General features: G+C 51.0%; 20 protein-coding genes. 4 read left to right on the top strand and 16 right to left on the bottom strand.

Annotation, left to right across the window (positions count from 1 at the left end):
• Window positions 1-104: 104 nt before the first annotated feature.
• The 5 genes from CWO84_RS08040 to CWO84_RS08015 all read right to left on the bottom strand — a co-directional run bounded on the left by CWO84_RS08040 (window position 105) and on the right by CWO84_RS08015 (window position 3,407).
• A complete protein-coding gene (locus CWO84_RS08040) occupies window positions 105-1,061 on the bottom strand; it encodes a GGDEF domain-containing protein (RefSeq protein WP_133120656.1) in 957 nt (318 codons plus the stop codon).
• The gene (locus CWO84_RS08035) at window positions 1,058-1,480 is read right to left on the bottom strand and encodes a CBS domain-containing protein (protein WP_133120655.1); all 423 of its coding nucleotides are present in this window, start codon (window positions 1,478-1,480) and stop codon (window positions 1,058-1,060) included. Before CWO84_RS08035 ends, CWO84_RS08040 begins: the two co-directional genes overlap by 4 nt.
• Before the next feature lie 73 nt (window positions 1,481-1,553).
• Window positions 1,554-2,273, bottom strand: coding sequence for a LuxR C-terminal-related transcriptional regulator (locus CWO84_RS08030; RefSeq protein ID WP_101052274.1), 720 nt, complete (start codon window positions 2,271-2,273; stop codon window positions 1,554-1,556).
• A 571-nt stretch (window positions 2,274-2,844) separates the two neighbouring features.
• Window positions 2,845-3,180, bottom strand: coding sequence for a DUF5615 family PIN-like protein (locus CWO84_RS08020; protein ID WP_033156328.1), 336 nt, complete (start codon window positions 3,178-3,180; stop codon window positions 2,845-2,847).
• Window positions 3,180-3,407, bottom strand: coding sequence for a DUF433 domain-containing protein (locus CWO84_RS08015; RefSeq protein ID WP_101052273.1), 228 nt, complete (start codon window positions 3,405-3,407; stop codon window positions 3,180-3,182). The genes CWO84_RS08020 and CWO84_RS08015 overlap by 1 nt, the downstream gene beginning before the upstream one ends.
• Before the next feature lie 523 nt (window positions 3,408-3,930).
• On the opposite strand from CWO84_RS08015, the gene CWO84_RS08010 reads away from it, so the two are divergent.
• The 3 genes from CWO84_RS08010 to CWO84_RS08000 all read left to right on the top strand — a co-directional run bounded on the left by CWO84_RS08010 (window position 3,931) and on the right by CWO84_RS08000 (window position 5,889).
• Window positions 3,931-4,449 carry a hypothetical protein gene (locus CWO84_RS08010; protein ID WP_346426964.1) on the top strand — a complete coding sequence of 173 codons (519 nt, stop codon included), beginning with the start codon at window positions 3,931-3,933 and terminating at the stop codon, window positions 4,447-4,449.
• A gap of 421 nt (window positions 4,450-4,870) precedes the next feature.
• Window positions 4,871-5,602 (top strand): hypothetical protein, encoded by a 732-nt coding sequence (locus tag CWO84_RS08005; RefSeq protein ID WP_101052272.1) that lies wholly within the window; start codon window positions 4,871-4,873, stop codon window positions 5,600-5,602.
• Between the two features lie 14 nt (window positions 5,603-5,616).
• Window positions 5,617-5,889: an iron-regulated FrpC domain protein gene (locus CWO84_RS08000; protein WP_101052271.1), complete on the top strand. Its 273-nt coding sequence runs from the start codon at window positions 5,617-5,619 to the stop codon at window positions 5,887-5,889.
• Window positions 5,890-6,161: 272 nt separating this feature from the next.
• Here the strand turns inward: CWO84_RS08000 and CWO84_RS07995 are convergent, their stop codons facing one another.
• The 11 genes from CWO84_RS07995 to CWO84_RS07945 form a co-directional block, all read right to left on the bottom strand.
• Entirely contained in the window at window positions 6,162-6,560 is a 399-nt protein-coding gene (locus tag CWO84_RS07995) for a cupin domain-containing protein (RefSeq protein ID WP_165786289.1), read from the bottom strand.
• Window positions 6,561-6,659: 99 nt separating this feature from the next.
• Entirely contained in the window at window positions 6,660-9,935 is a 3,276-nt protein-coding gene (locus CWO84_RS07990) for an efflux RND transporter permease subunit (RefSeq protein WP_101052270.1), read from the bottom strand.
• Window positions 9,932-11,029: an efflux RND transporter periplasmic adaptor subunit gene (locus CWO84_RS07985; protein ID WP_101052269.1), complete on the bottom strand. Its 1,098-nt coding sequence runs from the start codon at window positions 11,027-11,029 to the stop codon at window positions 9,932-9,934. The genes CWO84_RS07990 and CWO84_RS07985 overlap by 4 nt, the downstream gene beginning before the upstream one ends.
• Before the next feature lie 10 nt (window positions 11,030-11,039).
• On the bottom strand, window positions 11,040-12,377 hold the full coding sequence (locus CWO84_RS07980; protein ID WP_101052268.1) for a TolC family protein: 1,338 nt from the start codon (window positions 12,375-12,377) through the stop codon (window positions 11,040-11,042).
• A 122-nt stretch (window positions 12,378-12,499) separates the two neighbouring features.
• A complete protein-coding gene (locus CWO84_RS07975) occupies window positions 12,500-13,771 on the bottom strand; it encodes an FAD-dependent oxidoreductase (protein WP_101052267.1) in 1,272 nt (423 codons plus the stop codon).
• A 42-nt stretch (window positions 13,772-13,813) separates the two neighbouring features.
• Entirely contained in the window at window positions 13,814-14,026 is a 213-nt protein-coding gene (locus CWO84_RS07970; protein WP_101052266.1) for a DUF2892 domain-containing protein, read from the bottom strand.
• Window positions 14,023-14,178 carry a cytochrome bd-I oxidase subunit CydX gene (cydX, locus tag CWO84_RS25250; RefSeq protein ID WP_020481307.1) on the bottom strand — a complete coding sequence of 52 codons (156 nt, stop codon included), beginning with the start codon at window positions 14,176-14,178 and terminating at the stop codon, window positions 14,023-14,025. The genes CWO84_RS07970 and cydX overlap by 4 nt, the downstream gene beginning before the upstream one ends.
• Window positions 14,179-14,189: 11 nt before the next feature.
• The gene (cydB, locus tag CWO84_RS07960) at window positions 14,190-15,329 is read right to left on the bottom strand and encodes a cytochrome d ubiquinol oxidase subunit II (protein ID WP_101052265.1); all 1,140 of its coding nucleotides are present in this window, start codon (window positions 15,327-15,329) and stop codon (window positions 14,190-14,192) included.
• Between the two features lie 24 nt (window positions 15,330-15,353).
• Complete coding sequence (locus CWO84_RS07955) at window positions 15,354-16,904, bottom strand: cytochrome ubiquinol oxidase subunit I (protein ID WP_101052264.1); 1,551 nt, start codon at window positions 16,902-16,904, stop codon at window positions 15,354-15,356.
• Window positions 16,894-17,451: a cytochrome oxidase putative small subunit CydP gene (cydP, locus tag CWO84_RS24880; protein WP_240618000.1), complete on the bottom strand. Its 558-nt coding sequence runs from the start codon at window positions 17,449-17,451 to the stop codon at window positions 16,894-16,896. The genes CWO84_RS07955 and cydP overlap by 11 nt, the downstream gene beginning before the upstream one ends.
• A 423-nt stretch (window positions 17,452-17,874) precedes the next feature.
• Window positions 17,875-18,531 (bottom strand): thiopurine S-methyltransferase, encoded by a 657-nt coding sequence (locus tag CWO84_RS07945; RefSeq protein ID WP_240617999.1) that lies wholly within the window; start codon window positions 18,529-18,531, stop codon window positions 17,875-17,877.
• A 468-nt stretch (window positions 18,532-18,999) separates the two neighbouring features.
• On the opposite strand from CWO84_RS07945, the gene CWO84_RS07940 reads away from it, so the two are divergent.
• Window positions 19,000-19,431: a desulfoferrodoxin family protein gene (locus CWO84_RS07940; RefSeq protein ID WP_101052263.1), complete on the top strand. Its 432-nt coding sequence runs from the start codon at window positions 19,000-19,002 to the stop codon at window positions 19,429-19,431.
• Window positions 19,432-19,635: the final 204 nt, after the last annotated feature.

The following is a 19,635-nucleotide window of genomic DNA, read 5'->3' as shown; positions in this document are numbered from 1 at the left end:
GCTTAAATAGTTTAGGGGTGCGGTGCGTCTATTATCGCCGCTTTTGACCGGACCATCGAGACCTTGCGAATTAGCCGCAATACAGTCTTAGCTATCTATACGTTTCATATCGGCATGACAAGATGTTGGATCGGACCAGACGAGGTATCGGCAACCACCCGATTGCGGCCTTGATGCTTGGCAAGGTATAGCGCCTTGTCGACGCGATCAAGGAATTGGCTTTCGTGCTCGGTAATGGAAAACTGTCCGACGCCTATGCTGATAGTGACTTGTATCTGCTCGACGAAGGAATGGTCTTCTATCGTGGTGCGCAAGCGGTTTGCAAACTCGACGGCATCCTCAAGAAGTGTATGCGGCAGCAAAATCGCAAATTCTTCGCCGCCCCAACGAATCGCATCATCACTGCACCTGACCAAGCTCATCAGTTTCAAGCTGATGGCTTTCAAGATTTCGTCGCCGATCAAGTGGCCGTGCGCGTCATTAATTTGCTTGAAAAGATCGATGTCCAGCAACAACAGCGAAAACGCCGGGGCGTCATAACGCCGCATGCGGCCAATTTCATCGGCCAGTCTTTTATCCAGCATCCGTCTATTGCCGAGTCCGGTGAGAGGGTCGGTCAACGAGGATTTTTCAAAACCCTTGGCTTTGGCGTCCAGAATAGCCACAAGCTCTTTGAGCTCACCGGCATGATGTTTGATTAAATCTATCCAGGTACCATAGGCAAAACCCACCAGTTCGCTCTGCGTGACAACGCCTACCAATTGGTTTTCCTGATTCACCACGATGGACCGTTTGATGTGACAGGTTTTTAACTGAGCGAGCGCGTCTTCAATGGTTGAACTGACCTGGGTGGTAATGACCGGACTACTCATGTACTCCCGGAGTGGCCTATCGGTGGTATCCGCGGCAGAGATAAGTTTAAAAATATCCTTGGTGGTGATAATGCCTATCGGTATTTTGGATTCGACCACAATGATGGAGTCCTCCATTTTCTGCAGATGGTTAAGCACATCGTCCAAAATCCAGTCCGCAGTAAAGGTGATGGGCTCTATTCTGGTCACCAAATCGCCGATGGTTTTTTTTGCACCAATACGGTAGGATCCACCGCCGATAGAATGTCGGTATCGGTCAATATGCCCACCAGATTCTCAGTGGTATCGACGACACCTAAATACCGGTCGCCATTGCTTTCAAGGATTTCAAATGCGGTCAGCACCCGTTCATTTTCGAAAACGCAGGTTATCTTGCGTAATGTCAATTCAGCCAAGGTGGCATCACTGCTGCCGCCCGCGTGCAGATGCTTCAGCAAATCTTCAACGGAAAATACAAAATAGTCTTCGCCAATTTCAAGCACTACGCTGCTGACGTTATGGTGGTCTATTAGCTGCGACACCGAACGAATAGTCATATCTAAAGTCGCTCGCAAAAGTTGTTTTTGCGCATTCGACCCAACCGTTGGAAAAATTGTAAATTCAGTCACGAGCGTCTCAAATTTGGCTATGCCTTGCGGCTATTGCTTGCCGAAAAGTAGTTTTGTTGGGTAGCAAGGAGGGTTAAGCCAGAGATTTTTGGCGTTTTTCACGCTTGTTAGTTTGTTGAGTGTTCAATATTTTTAGCGGGGGGATAGTGGGCAAATCAGTCAGTCCTTGGCGAGTATTTGACTTGAAGGTATCGTGCAACCTCAGAAGATCCGTAACCGTTTTGGCGTTGGTTTTGCGCATTAAATTAGCGCGATGCACTTTGACGGTTTTTACCGAAATATCCAGTTTTTCGGATATTTCCTTATTGGTGTGGCCCAGCACCACCAACTCGCAGGTTTCAATTTCGCGTTTCGTCAGATTACGGAATTGATTGTTGATAGTGACAGCGAATTCATATTCGAAAAAAGCCAGTTCAAGGCATTTGCGTATCTGCTCCAGACTGAAAGGCTTTTCAATAAAATCAAACAAACCGGTTTTTATCGAACGTAAGGTGGTTGAGAGATCGCTTGAGCGGGTGATGCAAATCCGCGGGTATTCCAGTAATAAGCCCAGCTCGGAACCGGACGGTGATATTTCGACCACGTCCGGGTCAAATACCATCACAAAGGCAATATTTTTGCTGGTTAAATTCGCTTTGTTGGCGACGATCCATCGCGACAATTCGTCCCGGCTGGCAACATAATCCACATGAGTTTGCAGACTCTCTCTGACCCGATTGATCCCTTTAAAGGACGAGACCTCCCGGTCAGCAACCAAGATTAATCTATCGGTTTCCAAAATCTGCAGCGCCATAGTCTATAAAAGTTGATACAAAGTTTCGCGTTCCAAAGCTTGTCAAGTGTACGTAAGTCCTAAGTTTTGTCTATTGGGCTAAGGTCTTAGATACGTCATCCGCTGCCCTGCTGTTCAGGCTAATTAATGCTTTTACTGAACCGGGCTCCCCACTTATCATTGATATGTGATTTGGGCTAGTCGAAGCCCAGGCCGGTACGCATAAACTCAAACGGTCATTTAGTGGGCAACCCGGCGATCTTTGGCCTGCAAAGTCAATCCCCATGTGTTTCCAGGCTACGAAAACGACGCCAAATACCAAGCCCGAAAACAGGAAAAACTCGCCATTTATCAGAAGTACAATTTCAATTTGATTGAATTAACGGATACGGACGTGTTGAATCTGGACGCTATTTTGCCGAGGGTTTGTTGAATTTTGGGGTGCAGGGAAATTGATTTTGAATATTTCGCTGATGAGTTTTCTCACCCAATGAACCGTTGCAACGAATCAGCTCTAGCGTTTCAAAACATTTGCAGGGCTTCGTGTTGCTCTGCCCAGCCTACCGCCCTTTGCGATATATGAATTTCGCTGTTATCGATAAATTTCGATACAGGCTTTGTCTTCGTCAACCAATGCCGCTTGTATAGCGTTCTGATTGGCTAATAAGCAGTTAATGGTTGCCGCTTTGGATTGATTGTCGGTTTTTAGCCAGATAATTTTTGGTGGTTGACCAAGTAAATTCGAAAGCTCAAAAAAGTCCGCGTCTTTGGTGACAATGACAAAGCCGTTGGACTTTGCGTAACGCCAAACGGTTAAATCATCGGCGTTTTCCATACCCAACAACGCTATTTGTGTCGTTTCTGGAAAGGCATCCAGCAAAAACTCCACCGCCCGACGGGATAGATTTTCGTCTAATAACAGTTTCATCAAACAATGGCGGATACATTACGCTCACGATCTGCGGCAAAAGCCAAGCAGGCACGAATGTCGCTGGTTTCCAGTTCCGGATAATCCTCCAATATTTCATCCTCGGACATGCCATCGGCTAACCAAGACAAGACATCGTAAACGGTAATCCGCAACCCCCGGATACAGGGTTTACCGCCGCGTTTACCGGGCTCGAGCGTGATAATAGTTCGATAGTCTATGTTCATGGCTTACTTCCAAATAACGGTTAACTTAGAGTACCACCAGGCGATTCACACGTCATCCGTGATCACGTCGGTGTTGGATGCTCGCCAAGGTGCGGCGACTTTAGTGCCGCACGCTTAACCGCGACCTGATCGGGAGGATAGTCCAAATAATCTGCGACAGGTACGGGATACAGGAACAAAAGATGCCAACACTCTCATTTGGAGAGTCCGGCAGAGTCCTATTTAAAGGGAACGTTTTGTTATCCTGCTCTCCGTCCGTTACGATAAAGTCAACATGCAGCAGATACTAGAGCGAGCGGATGACTCTGAGTCGACTTATTTGGTTTCGTAATGTTAGCTAATGACAGCTTTAGCTACAAATTTCGAATTCCAGGTAAATCTTTAACTATTGAATTTGCGAACTGGTGTTATCGACTCTAACCCTTATCGCAGCCCATGAATCCTAGCAGTTTGATCACAATTTCAAAGTGGCTGTAGGGCGGATAAGCGTAGCGTCATCCGCCAAATCGGTTAAACTCTTTTCATGCCAAACTATCGACGCAATCGCATTCCTGGTGGCACCTATTTTTTCACCGTCAACCTGCTCGAACGGAAATCGACGCTGTTGATCGAGCATATTGCGGAGTTACGTGAAGCGGTGCGAGTGGTCCGGGAAAAGCAGCCATTTCATATCGATGCTTGGGTGGTTTTTCCTGATCACATGCATGCAATCTGGACATTACCGGCCGGTGATGATCAATATTCCAACCGATGGCGGGCGATAAAAAAAGCCTTTTCGAAAGCGATACCAAAAACCGAATATCGCTCTGCAATCAGAATGAAACGCCACGAGCGAGGCATATACCCAAAGGGCACAAGTGGCAACGTCGATATTGGGAACACACCATTATCAATGATGCCGACTATGCGGCACATATGGATTACATCCATTACAACCCGGTCAAGCATGGTTGGGCAGTCGCAGTTAAGGATTTACCCGAGGGGGCATAAAGGCCATATTCAAGTTTTCATCGGTTGGTCAAGATGGACATTTATTCGCTAAATTGGGCGGGGTTGGGCTTGGCGTTGTCGGAAGTTGGTGAGCCGGATAATTGACTGTTTTATCGGCGGATGACGCTTCGCTTATCCGCCCTACGGCCCTGGAAAATGTAGCGGGAAAGGGAGCAGGGCTTGCAATATAGCAAAGTCTGGCTGGGATGGCTCAATCGGAAAACCAGCGGCCTGTTTCTTGGCTAGTGCGATTGGGCAGATATTTCATCAACAGCAGAGGTAGGCTGGGTTGAATGATAATGAAACCCAGCTTAGAAGCTGATGAGTCTCTCACCCAATGAACCGTTGCAACGTGAAGATTTTCTATTGTTTCAAAGCATTTGCTGGGTTTCGCGTTGCTCTACCCAGCCTACGGGCTTCAACACCGTGCCGACGAGGACTGCGGCGAATGATAAAACCTGGAGAATAGCGGCATGAAAAATTCAATAAGATGCGATATTGAAAACCCCCGCATTAACACTGTTTACGAGGCTGCCACTTTTACTATCGGAGTATTCCTGATGTTAGTTATGGCCGGTTGCAGTAACTCAGACGATAGAGAAAAAACCAAAAATTTAGAAAATGGTGTTGTGCAGATTGATATTAATGGTCACGAATTTGACGTACCACTTCGCTATATGTACGGTGAAACTCTTGAAAAGTGGGGAAACTGGCCAACGGCCAAAAAAGATAGAGTCAAGGTGGATAATCTCAGTCTATCCATGTTACTGCCAGAGCTGCGACCTTATTACCCGGAGGATGATGCGCGCTGGAAGGTACTGGGGCATGGTGAACGAATCAATGTAACTATTATGAAACCGGTAGGAAGCGCTAAGTGGTTAGAAACCGCAATTAAAATTACCAATGATGATGTCAATTGGGGACGGTCGAATAGAGAGGGTGAGCAATACGGGCTAGCCCACTTCTCAGAGCCATGGAGCGACCTTTACATTGCAACAGATAGTCATTCTCTGTTAATGCACTGTGGCAGATTGAAAGATGTTCCTTATCCAAGTTGTAGAGTTAAATCACGATATCGAGAGAACATCGTTTTTGAGTACAACTATGGCTTGAACTACCTGCCGCAATGGCGGGAAATCGACAATAACCTGAAAGCATTGTTCGATCAATTTTCACACTCGGCTGATACAATTTCAAATAAATAAAGGAGAGCAAGAGCATGGCGCTGAATATCACTCAGGAACAATATAACACTGCCCAGGCTTATGCTAATGCTAGGGATTACAAGGGCGGCTGGACATATTTGGCTTCGTTAGGCGACAACTATGCCGACAATGCCGCTGCTGTTACCTCTGGCAATGCCACCGGCACTGATGTAGCCTTTGAAGTTCTCGTACAGGTTCATTGGGAAAATACTGCTCCAGGTGCTTATGCCGATAAGTTTGACCAAGTGGCGACCCAGCGCTTTCAGCAAGGCCAAAAGGTGCGCTAGCTATAGGGTGCTGCCGTTAGGCGCACCGTTCGCGGTCGTTGTGCCTCGCATAGCTCGGCACAACCTATAAGATGGTCGCACCAATTTGAGATTACAGCTAACGGCTATAGGTCATTCACCGGACCTTCGTCATAAAAACCATCCGCCCGCAAATGGCCGAAAATGCCACATGGTGGTGTTCGTTTTTCCTTTCTAGCGGCTTAGAAAAAACGTTGCTGGCTGATGAAAAAAAGAAAAAACAGCAAACAAAGTGCTCCTAATTCGTTGAGGCTTCAATACTTAGCCGACTTCGCGGCCGCAAACTCAAATATAATAATTTCCGCCTCGCCTTTACCGACGTTTTCCACGGTCATTTCCGCGCCGGTTTCCCAGAACACTTCGCCTTGGCTATAGACTTTGGTTTGGCCGTCATCCACTACTTTCAACTTTCCCATCACCACATATCTGGGGCCCGGTCCTTCGTGGGTATGCGAGGGGGTTTTATAGCCCTTGGGGAAGCGCACCCGGATTACATGGCTCTCGACGTCTTTACTGGGCAAAGTCACCGGCTTGGTCATTAACAATTCCCGCGAGAATTTGCTGGCGGTCTCGTCGGCTTGCAGCAGTGGCGACACACACGTCAATAATCCCAACACAGAAAGTAAGTAGCAAACGCGGTTTGATTGTTTCATAAAGGTGGCCTCAGCGCTAAGGGATGGGTGATAAGTAACGAGTATACAAAAAACGCTAGTTACCGCGCCCGCTGAATTGCCATCGCGGGCGCTAAGAAGCTAGTCTTCGGCTGGCACTTGCTTGGGCATCTCGCGGTTGATCAAGAAATACACCAGGGGAATCACCACCAACGAAAACAAGGTGGAGGCAATAATGCCAAAGATAAAGCTCCAGGCCAGGCCCGAAAAGATGGGATCGAGGACGATCATCACCGAGCCCAACACTGCCGAAGCCGCCGTCAAAAAGATCGGGTTCAAGCGGGTGGCGCCGGCTTCGATGATGGCGTCGGCCAGACTGATATCCGGATTTCCCCGATAAATGTTCTCGATAAAATCAATCAGGATGATGGAGTTGCGCACCACGATGCCGGCCAAGGCGATCATGCCGATCATGGCCGTGGCGGTGAAATACACGGGATCGGCATATTGCCCGACATCAGACGCAAACAAGTTGATAAACCAAAAGCCCGGCATGATGCCGATCACCGTCAGGGGAATGGCAATCATCATAATCAACGGCACACCCAGGGAGCCGGTTTGCCCCACCAGCAGGATATAAATCATCACCATCGCTGCCGCGAAGGCCAAGCCCAGGTCGCGGAACACATCGACGGTGATTTTCCATTCGCCCTCCCCGGCCATTTCCGCGCTGTAACCGGGGGGCAAGGGTTGCTGTTCCAGGGCGTCTTGCACATCCCACACTGCTTCCACCGGACTACGGCCAGCCATTTCGCCCAGCACGTAGGACACTTGGCGTAAATTTTTATGGTAAATGGTTTGATCGGCCAGTTCGTGGCTGAACCGACCGATTTCGCTCAAGCGGATCAAATCGCCTTTTGCAGACTTCACCGACAAGTTTAATAAATCGGATTCTGATGAGCGTTCTGCTCTAGGGTATTGCAGGGAAATCAGTAGCGGTTGCCGTTCGCTGGCGATGTGCAAAGTGCCGGCCACGCCGCCTTCTACCGCCAGTTTCAAACTACTGGCCACCTGTTGACTGGTGATGCCCAAGAGCGCTGCTTTGTCCTGGTTCAACACAAATTGCCATTGGTCTTGCGGGGCTTGCACATAGTCATCGACATCCACCACGCCGTCAGTGGTTTGCAAATGTGCGCGGACTTGCTTGGATACGCTCACCAAATCCTGATAACCGGCTTCCGGCGGCCCGTAAATTTCCGCAACCACACTGGATAGCACCGGCGGCCCCGGCGGCATTTCCACGATTTTAAGATTGGCGCCGTATTTATGACCGATCCGCTCTATATCCGGACGCATCCTCAGCGCGATGGCATGAGATTGTTGCCCGCGGCGAGATTTATCCACCAGAATGATACGCAGGTCGCCGACATAGGCACCCTGGCGTAAATAGTAATGTCGCACCAAGCCATTAAAATCCATGGGCGATGCCAATCCAACGTAGGTTTGATAACTACTGACTTCATTCACCGTGGCCAGATATTGACCCAGGGCCGTAGCGACTTCATTGGTGGCTTCTAAGGACGAGCCGCGCGGCATATCAATCACCAATTGCAGCTCGTTTTTATTATCAAACGGCAGCAGTTTCAACGGTACGACTCGGGTCACGGCCATCATAGTGGACAGGACAAATGCCACGAACACCGCCAGCAAAAACCACAAGGCTTTGGCTTTATGATTTAGCAGCGGCGCCATAATGGCTTGATACAGCTTGAAACCGCGGGATTCCTGTAACCGAAATTCCGGTCCATGATCTTTACCGTAATCGCCTTTGAGCAATTTATAACTGGCCCAAGGCGTCACCGTGAAGGCGATCAGCAAGGACATCAACATGGCTATCGGCACGTTAAAGGCCATCGGCGCCATATAGGGTCCCATCATGCCAGTTATAAAAAACATCGGCACGAAGGACATGATCACCGCGAAGGTGGCCAGAATGGTCGGCGGGCGAATTTCGTTCACCGCAGTCAGCAAGGCTTGTAACGGTGGCTCTTTGCGCATTTTGTAGTGGCGATGAATATTCTCGACGTCGACAATCGGGTCATCCACCAATAAGCCCAAAGACAGAATCAACGCGAACAGCGTCACCCGGTTGATGGTATAACCAAAGATCAAATCGCACAGTAAGGTAATCGCAAAGGTCATCGGCACCGCCAACGACACGATCAGCGACTCCTTGAAACCCAGCGCCAGCGCCAGCAGGACTATGATGGTCAGAATCGCGATGCTCAGATGCATCACTAACTCATTGACCTTGTGATCGGCAGTTTCGCCGTAGTTGCGTGTGACTGTGACCAGCACTTCATCCGGAATCAGCGTGCCGTGCAATTGTTCGGTCAGTTCCAACACCTGTTCGGCCACGCCGACGGCGTTACTGCCGCGCCTTTTGGCGATGGCGATGGTAGCCATTTGCCGTTCTTCGCCGACCATCGGTAGAGAACCGCCTTTGTGCCCTACCGTCTGCATTTGCTCCACACCGGGACCGAAGCCAATGCGGGTGTAGTAGTCGGTGTCTTGCGGGCCATCGACGATCTGCGCGACATCGCGCAAATACACCAGACGGCCGGCGACGTTTTTCAAGACCGTCGCCCCGACCTGCTCCGGGGTTTCATAGTGCGGGCCGGCTTCCAGCAGGATTTCGTTATTGTGCTGATTCAAATGCCCAGCCGGCAGATTGACATTGCTTTGCGCCAGAGCCTGTTGAATTTCCGGCAAGCTTAGGCCGCTGGCTTGCAATTTGGCGGGATCGGGGTAGACCGAAATCTGCCGAGGCGCGGCGCCGATGACCCAACTTTTGCCGACGTCGTCGATGGCGCGTAAGCGCTCGATCAGTTCCTCGGCAATGCGGCGTACCGCCATAATGTCTTCGTTGGCCTTGGGCATGGACAGACTCAGCAACAAGATCGGCACGTCATCGATTTCCACCGGCTTGACGACCCAATCGCTGACACCGGGCGGGATGATGTCCAGATTGGCTTGCAGCTTATCGCGGGTTTTGATCAGACTGTCTTCGATACTCTCTCCTACCCGATAGCGCACCGTCACCAGCGACTCACCGGGCCGGGAGGCAGAATAGACATATTCCACACCCTGGATTTGCTTGAGTAATACTTCCAGCGGCGTGGTCACGCGCTTTTCCACTTCTTCGCTGCTGGCGCCGGGGTAATGCACGAACACATCCATCACCGGCACGATGATTTGCGGATCTTCCTCGCGTGGCGTCAAAGTCAGCGCCGCCGCACCGGCCAACAACGAAATCAATAAAAACAGCAACGATAAATGCGAGGTGGTGAATAAGCGGACGATGGCAACCGTCAGGCTGTCTTTTTTCGCTTCTGTGGTTTTGTTCAGTTCGCTCATTGCTCCAACCCAGCGTTACTCAAGATGGTTTCGCCAGCGCGCAATCCGGAAAGTATTTCGACTTGGTCGCCATACTGTTTGCCGGTGCGAATATGTCGCGTCAATAGCCTTTGCCCATCCAGTACTTTAACCGCTTGCAGTTGGCCATAATGCAAAATGGCTGCAGACGGGATCATCACGGCTTGTTGTGCACTGGCACAAGCCAGCTCCAGCCAACCGAATTGGCCGTGTTGCAAACCAGGCATGTTAGGTAATTTAACTTTTACTGCCAGGGTGCGGGTTTGCGGATCGATTTCCGGCGCTATTTCGTCTACCGTCGCCGCTAGCGTTTGCTGCGGCGTGTCGAAACGCACTGTCACTTCCATACCTAACTTGACGGCTGCGGCGCAATGGCTGGCAATGGCTGCTTCCAATCGCAAGTCATCGGGTTTGTGCAAGGTGACAATGGCTTGATTAGGCAAACCCATGTCGCCCGGCTCTTGCAAACGCTCACCGACTACCGCGTCAAACGGTGCGTAGAGGACATTTTCACCCAGCATCACTTTGCTTTGTTGCGCGGAACTGGCCGCTTGATTGGCCATGGCTCTGGCACTTTGCGCTTGCGCCAGCACTGCTTCGTAGTTTTGGCGGGTGGCCGCTTGCTTATTGTATAGATCGGTAATGCGTTTTTCTTCGGCATTGGCCTGGGCCGCCTGGGCCTGAGCCGCCGCCTTCCCCGCGCTAGCAGCAGCGTAAGCCGCCCGCAGATCGCGATCATCGAGACGGGCGATGACTTGGCCTTGTTTGACTTTGTCACCCGGATTGACGGCTATTTCCAGAATGCGCGCATTCAATTTCGGGGCAATTTTCGCCGCCAGGCGGGATTTGACCACGCCTTGCCAAGACAAATTGTTCTCCGCCGTCTGTGTGCCTACTTTTAAGGTCTGTGCGCTGGCGGGTATGCTGCTCTGAGGCAGATCCGTGTTGCCGGGCTCGGTCTTATCCTCGCCGCCCAAAATGCCCAGGGCAAATAAAATCACCAGCAATAACGCCGTGATTGCTGCCGCAGGGACCAGCCATCTCGGCGCATGTGATTCAGAAAAATATTCGGTCATCGTGACTCCTTTATTGCCAGTAACCGGTGGCTTGTTTCAGTTCCGCTTCGGCCCGCAAGGCATCAAAACGTGCGGTGATTTGTCGGGTATGCGCCTTATCGCGTGCCACTTCTGCTTCGATGTAACGGGTCACGGTCACGACGCCGGCTTGGCGCTGTTCATTGACTAATCGCAAGGCTTCTTCTGCAGCTTTAACCGCGACGGTGCTAACTTCGACGCGACTCAGCGCATCTTGTAGTTTGATTTGGGCGGATTTCAGCTGTTGCTCGATGTGCAAACGGGTCTGTCTGGCTGCCTCTTGGGCGGCCGTCAGTTCGTGCTCGGCTTTCTTGATTTTTTCTTGAGTCGCAAAGCCGGAAAACACATCCACTTCCACCATCACGCCGGCAGTGACGTTATCGCGATTACTGCTGAAGGCTAGATCTTTGCTATCGGAACCATAGCTGACAAAGGCCTCGGCGCGCGGTAGGTGCGCGGCTTGCGCGACATCAAGCTGACGTTCGGCCATCGCCACGCGCTTCTGGGCGGCTTGCAGTTCAGGATGGTTGCTCAGCGCCTGATTCAGTAATTCGTCGAAAACCGCCGGACTGGCCGGTAACGCGGCTTGCTGAACTGAATTGATGGCAAAAGGTGCGTTAACAGGTAAGCCCAGCAAGGTTTTCAACATACTCTGAGCCAGCTCGATGGCATTGGCGGCTTGGATTTCCGCATCCTTGGCTTCGGCTAATTGCACTTCCAAGGACAACACATCGGACTTTAATACGGTGCCGGCATCGAAGCGAATCCGTGACTGATCCAGCTCGCTTTGCACTGCCGTAATCGAGCGCCGACTAATCTCGTGGGCTTCCATTGCCGCCAACTGCCCGTAATAGGCCGCGGTGACGTTATTCACCAACTGATTGCGGGTTGCGGCTTTTTCCAGCTCCGAGGTTTCGATACCCAGTTCCGCCGCCTGTTTGCGGTAGTAGTCCTGTCCACCGCGAAACAACGAATACGTCGCTGTCACTTGCGGCCGATAGTTATCAACACCGCCGGGATGATTGAAGTCGTTGCCGGCAAAGCTCAGCCGACGCTGGGCAATGATCATCGCAAAGGCTTGCGCCGGATTATCGCTGTGCTGATACGACAAACTGGCTTTGATTTGCGGGTAAAAACTGGCCAAGGATTCGCCCAACTGGGCATTGGCCTGTTCAATACGCGCTTGCATGATGCCCAGCTCGGGATTGTTCGCCAGGGCGGTGTCAATGGCTTGTTCCAGGCTATATTGACTGGGTTCGGTATCGGCCAAGGCCGTCTCCAAAACCAGCATCAGCACGAAAACTAACCACCATAAAGTTCGATGTATCATTGAGTAATCTGAATGCAATTAGGGCAAATGGATTGATAGGGAAGTCTAGACGCATAGCGCCATTGGTTGGCCAACGGCACTGTTGCCTTTGTCATTCCCTATCAGCACGGCACAAACCAGTGTCAGCCTTTCAAACGCATAATGCCAAACATTTTTAAGGTCAGTTTTTCGTAGTAAGGCTCGCTAATACCCTTGCGAACTTTACGCATAAAGTATTTTTCATAACCAATTTTAGCCAAATGCACCCATTTACCACTGGACGCCCACTGCACGTTACGCGGCGGAATTTGCGGCATGGCCAGGAAAGCGACGCCCGAATCGCCAAAGTCCGCCAGACACAATGCATTCCAGGTGCCTTTTTCCTTGGGTTGTTTGCCATCCAGTTCTGCCCGTATGTTATGAGCCGTAGCAGTAACCATCGACTCGATCATGTAACCGGTTTTAGGCGTGCCGGTCGGCACTGGGGTTTGCTCGAGCGGTGGAATAGCTATGCAAACCCCAATGGAGTAGATATTTTTATACGTGGGATTACGTTGATTCTCGTCAACAATGACAAAACCGCGGGGATTCACAAGCTTGTCAATACCTGTCAAGGCATCGACGCCTTTAAAAGCCGGCAGAATCATACTGTGTTTGAACGGTAACTCGTGTTTCTTTTTCTCCTGACCGTTTTCATCCACTTCGGTGACATACATCATGCCGGCTTCGATCTTGTCGATTTTGGCATTGCAAATCCAATTGATATGTTTGTTCCGCATCTCGGCTTCCAGCATCCCTTTGGTATCGCCCACGCCGCCTAAGCCTAAATGGCCGATGTAGGGTTCTGAGGTGACATAGGTCATTTTCACCTTATCGCGGATTTTACGTTGACGCAGATCGGTTTCGGCGATGAACATGTACTCATAGGCAGGGCCAAAGCAAGACGCCCCTTGAGCGGCACCGACGATAATCGGACCCGGATCTTCGACAAACTTGTCCCAAAATTCACCGGACTCGCCGGCATGATCGACGTGGCAGACCGATTGGGTGTGGCCGTTGGGCCCCAAGCCCGGCACTTCGTCAAAGGCCAGTTTTGGACCTGTGGCGATCACTAAAAAATCGTAATCGACTTGCGAGCCATCGGCCAGTTCTACCTGATTGTTTTCCGGGTGAAAACGGGTGACTTTTTGTTGAATGAAACCGATCTTCTTTTTCTTGAACATCGGTGCCAATTCCACCTTGATATCCTCCGGCTTACGCCAGTTGACCGCTACCCAAGGATTGGACGGGACGAAATGAAAAGTCGGGGTATCGGCGATCACCACTACCTCGTCTTCTTTCCGAGCGTTTTCTTTCATTTCCAATGCCATCGGGATACCGCCGATGCCCGCGCCTACGATTACGATTTTTGCCATGAGACTACTCCAAATTGATAGATAATTATTTTTTTGCCGCTGTTATTGGCAGCTTTCTTTAATGCCCAATTTTTTAAGAATCATTTCCAGCGGGCAGAATCGGGTAAAACCGCTTTGAAATAAGTTGGCCCCGACAAATGCGGTAAACCACAGCCAATTGCTAGACTGAAATAAGGGGCTGCCTTCAATGCCGAGACTCAGGGACAGCAACACAAACAAGCCGGCGACAATACGGACGATACGTTCTGTGGTCATGACAACCTCTCTTTGCTGCGTTGCGCCAAGCTCTCGCACGATTGATCGATGCCGTGATGGTCGATGTCGCACACCGACTCCAGCCACATGGCGTTGATGATGGCGAAGGACGCCGCGAAACCGACGCCGAGTATCCAAGCGAAATACCACATGATGTGTCTCCTTAGTAAAGTGTGTGACTGTCTTTAAGCACAGCCGCTTCGGTCACGCTGCCCCACATCACCCGGTACACAAAACGGGTGTAGAGCAGCACGATGGGCAGAAAAATGATGGTGATCCAAAACCCCAGCAATAAGGTGTTGTGGCTGGAGGTTCCGTCCCATAAAGTCAGACTAGAGCCGGGAGCGGTTGAGGAAATCAACAGGAAGGGAAACAAACCAAAACCAACCGTCAACGCCACACCGGTAATGCCTAGGCTACTGAGCACGAATGCCCCCATTCTGGACTCGCCCTTGCCTAGCAACCAAGCCAGCCCGATACCGACAAACGCAGTCAGCGGTGCCAGCCACATCCAGGGATAGCTCATAAAATGTTGCAACCAGCTTGCGCCTTGAGCGATCACGGTTTTATGCAGTGGGTTGGACGGTGCGTCGGTAGCCGCCATTTGGGTAATTTCCGGGCGATCAATCCCCACGAACACCCAAACGGTGAGCGCAGTTAATGCAAACAGCAGCATCGGCCCCAAGGCACTAACGGTATTTGTAGCGCGAGCATGAATAAGGCCCTCACTCCGCCATTTCAAAAACAACGCACCATGGAAAGTAGTTAGTAACAGGCCGGTAAATCCACACAACAAAGCAAACGGACTCAACAATGCCCAGAACGACCCGTCGTAAAACGCGCGCAGATCTTGGTCGAAATGAAACGGCAGGCCCAGAAGCAAATTGCCTACCAATACGCCGAGCAGTACCGGCGGTAAGCTGCTGCCGATGAACAGGCTCCAATCCCAACTGTTGCGCCAGCGCGGATCTTCGATCTTGCTGCGGTAATCAAACGCAGCCGGGCGAAAGAACAAGGAGAACAATACCAGCAACATTGCCGCATACAACCCGGAAAACAACGTGGCATACACTGCCGGCCAAATCGCGAATATCGCCCCTCCTAACAACACCAGCCACACCTGATTACCTTCCCAGGTGGCGCCGACGGTGTTGATGATCACCCGGCGTTCCACGTCGGATTTACCGATAAACGGCAGCAAGGTGCCAACTCCGAAATCAAAGCCTTCGGTCAATGCGAAGGCAATGCCGACGACACCGATAAAGACCCACCAAATCAGGCGGATGGTTTCATAATCAAACATAATGAACTCCTGTTGACGAATGGATTAGGCGGGTTGCTGTTCGAGACAATAACGTCCTGTATGCAAGCTGCTAGGTCCGAGGCGAACGTACTTCAGCATCAGATACATCTCGATGATCAGCAATATCGTGTAGAACAAGGCAAAGCCGCCGATACTGAACCACAATTGCCCGGCGCTCAGGCTGGAGACGCTCATATGGGTGGGCAATACACCGGAGATGGTCCAGGGTTGGCGGCCGACTTCGGCGACAAACCAGCCGGTCTCGGCGGCAATCCAGGGTAACGGGATGCACCAAACCGCCATGCGCAACAGCCAGCGTTTTTGATCAGCGACACGGGTAGCGCAGTAGTAAAACGTCATCGCAAAGATGAACAGCATGATAAAGCCGCAAGCCACCATGATGCGGAAGGTCCAGAATAGCGGGGCCACTTTGGGAATGGTGTCGTTGGCGGCTTTTTGGATGGTCACGGCATCGGCATCGGTGACCTTGTCGGTGTATTTTTTCAGCAATAAGCCATAACCCAGGTCGGCTTTATGGGCGTCGAACGCTGCTTTGGCACTTAGGTCACCGTCACGCAGTTTTTGCAAATTGTCGTAAGCCAGCATGCCGCTTTCGATGCGCACTACACTTTCTTCACGCAAATCTTTAAGACCTTTAACGTCTTCATCGATGGAGCGGGTAGCGATCAAGCCCAGCACATAAGGCACTTTCAGCGCCATATCGGTTTTCTGATTGTCCTGATCCGGCAAACCAAACACGGTGAAACCAGCAGGGGCTGGGTGAGTATCCCATTCCGCTTCAATCGCAGCCAGCTTCATTTTTTGGGTTTCGCCGGAGGTGTAGCCGCTTTCGTCGCCCAAAACGATCACCGATAAGACGGAGGCCAAACCAAACGCCGAGGCGATGGAAAACGAGCGTCTGGCAAAACCAATATCGCGCTTGTTGAGCAAGTACCAAGAACTGATACCGAGCACGAACATGGAACCCGTCACGTAACCAGCCGCGACGGTATGCACGAATTTGACTTGCGCCACCGGGTTAAAGAACACATCAGCAAAGCTAGTCATCTCCATGCGCAGCGTTTCGTAGTTAAACGCCGCACCGACCGGATACTGCATCCAGCCGTTGGCGATTAATATCCATAACGCCGACAGACTGGTGCCCACCGCCAGCAGCCACGTCACCACCAAATGCTGGACCCGGCTCAACCGGTCCCAACCGAAGAAAAACAGACCCACAAAAGTCGATTCCAGAAAGAACGCCATCCAGCCTTCTGCGGCCAGCAATGGCCCGAAGATATCGCCGACATAATGCGAGTAGTAAGCCCAGTTGGTGCCGAACTGAAACTCTAGCGTCAACCCGGTGGTGACACCCATGGCAAAGTTGATCCCAAACAGCTTGCCCCAAAATTTGACCATGTCCTTGTACACCTCTTTGCCGGTCATCACGTAGACCGACTCCATGATTCCGAGGATAAAGGTCATGCCCAGGGTCAAGGGCACAAAGAGGAAATGATACAGCGCGGTTAGCCCGAACTGCATGCGCGACAGCATGACTATATCGTCACCGAACATGGCGAGACTCCTGGGTGGATGGGGAAGAAAGGGGATTTGTGGCGCCGGGTGTGGCCGGCAAAGCAAAGTGCGTAGCGATGTCCGGTTTGGCGACTGGGCGCTCTTGCCAGCGGAAAATCAGAAACCAGAGGCCGGTAAGTAGAATCACTTTTATCAATAGCGCTGCGGCTATTTCCCAGCGTAGCAAGCCGGACTTTGGTAACTCAGTATGGGCAGTATCTGTCATAGCCACCTCTTTGTTTAGAGCCATGGAAATGCTTGCGGGTAAATCGGCCTTGTGCGGCTTACTCAGGGAAAACAACGTTTGCCGAATAGCTCGGCAATATTGGCTAGCAGTGGCCGGCAACCCCTCTTTATTTGTAGTGTAGTTCGGTTTTGAATTCAGCACCTGTCTTAGGCAGTTAGAAACCAAAAGCGCAGAAACGCTGTTTTTGATCGCCATCGTATCTTGGCGACGACCGCCTAGCGGCGGATGGTTGTATCTTGAGGTATCAGTTTCTGAGAGTTGACCGAAAAACATACGCACTTCACAAATATCATTAATCAATAATATTTCTATATCAATTTGCGTGCCAAGCGTGATTTCTCCGATTAATCAAGGTAGGTAAGGGCCGATCAGCTATTTAGAGGTGCAAAATACGTTTCAATATGAAACATTGAAACAATATCCAGGAGTCTGAAACAAAAATGAAACGTGGCACACCGATTCTGCAACAGTCTCCCGCTTTGATAAACCGACGCCCTAAATGCTGCCGCTCCATTGAGTATTGGAGCCCAAGGGCTTAAAGGGACTCCGCTCCTCGCCGGAACGACGACTCCAGAAAATTCAAAAGAGGATCAACCCGGCCCTGTTTATCACTGGTGTTTCGTGCGGATTGCGCGCGTCGAAACCCAAGCGGATGCGCCTATAGACACACCGATTTAAGCGCCGGGTTAATGCTATGCGACTGGCAATTCGGTACTTCTGTTATCACCGAACCAACAGTTTATAGGTTTGCTCCACCATTTTAGTTAAGCCGCGCTCTTTAAAATGCAGCTCGGTCGCTAAAGCGTCGTCACTGGTCAGCAATTCGATTTCACACCAGTGACTGTACAAACGCTCAACCTCGTCAGCTTGGACGCTAAACGGCGGCCCCGGCATTTCGTGTTGCGGATAATCGAATGCTATCAGCAACATTTGCACGTTGGCGAGTAACAGCGAGGACAGTTTCATCACGTAATCGATGCGCATATCCGGCGGCAAAGCCACCAGCGCCGCCCTATCGTAAACCGCATCAAACTCGCCGACATCGGCAGCTTGCAATGCAAAAAAATCCCCGCAGAAAATCTGCAAACCGTCCACCTCGCTGACCCAAAAATCGCCCTGGCGCCGCACCGTTGGTTGCAAATTGTTATCGGCAAAAAACGACTCGACAGCCAGCGGACTTAATTCCACACCCACTACCTGATAACCCATCGCTAATAGCCAAAGCAAGTCCTTGCTCTTGCCGCACAGCGGGACAAACACTCGCGCTTTTTTTGGGATAGACAAGCGCGGCCAATGCGTTTGCAGAATGGGGTTGAACTCATGCTTGTGAAAACCAATTTGGTTCTGTTGCCAACGCTGATGCCAAAAATCGTGATCCATAGCCTGCCCTCTGATTTGATATTGCACGAATAGCCATTCTATTTGACTTGCCGGTTTACTGCTCGGCATTGTTGGCAATAAAAAAGCCGATTTTTCGACAGCGGCGATAGCTGACAGCAATCAGCTCTTCATGTCCGCTGGCGCGGCTTGTCGATACTGAAGATCCTCTTGAGTTTCCGCCGTTAAGTGCCTCATTGACCTGTCGCCAGCCTAGGCCTCTAAGAGCTCAGCCCGAACGGGTAAAAAAGGACCGGAGTAATAAATATAAGCCAACGTAAGAACCCATGGACGTAGATCCAACAAATCGTGATACATTTCGATGCGTCGCGCGGTCAAGCGAGCCGGAGCCGTTGCGAACGCTTCTTCTGCATGGGCAGAATAAAGAACCGGTTCAACACACGCTGCAGAGCAAGCCATGCGGGCTTAACTCGGTAGTCGACAATTTTTAAACCATCACAAGGAATTTTCATGGAACGTCGCGATTTTATTCGATTGAGTGCCGCCGGTGCGGCGATCAGCGCCATTGCCCCCAGTCTGGCCCAAGCCGCGGAAGCCGGCAAACAACCTACACCGCCGGGCGATGTGTTTTACACCAAGGATGCGCAAGGCCGCTGGGCCGGCAAAGCCGCGACGCATTTGCCGGTGATTGAAGTCGTTAAAGCCGACGATAAAACCACCGTCAAAATCACCACCCCGCACGAAATGAAAGGCTACGAACATTACATCGTCAAACACATATTGCTGGATAAAGACTATAAATTCCTGAACGAGCGGATGTTCGATCCCAGCAAAGACCCGGTCGCCATTTCCGAATTCAGCCTGGCGGGATACAGCGGTACCGTTTACGCCTTGAGCCTGTGCAACAAGCACGATCTTTGGTTGAATAGCACCGAGGTATAAAACCATCGGATCGGCGATAACAAGGAGGTTATCGCCGTTTCGCCACTTATTTCCGTCAAACGCTCCTGGGTATCGGCGGTCACCGCCCCTCACCCGTCATCCATCTTGCTCCAAAGCGGCCACAAGTCCAAACATCGTTTTTCGGGTTGCGCTTCTACGAGGCGGACTTTTGTAGTTTCCGGCAGTCGGCCTATTTGAGCCATT

This window comes from Methylomonas sp. Kb3 (assembly GCF_002834115.1).
Taxonomy (GTDB): Bacteria; Pseudomonadota; Gammaproteobacteria; order Methylococcales; family Methylomonadaceae; genus Methylomonas; species Methylomonas defluvii.
Note: the sequence above shows the minus strand (reverse complement) of the source record. Positions and strands in the feature narration are given on the sequence as shown.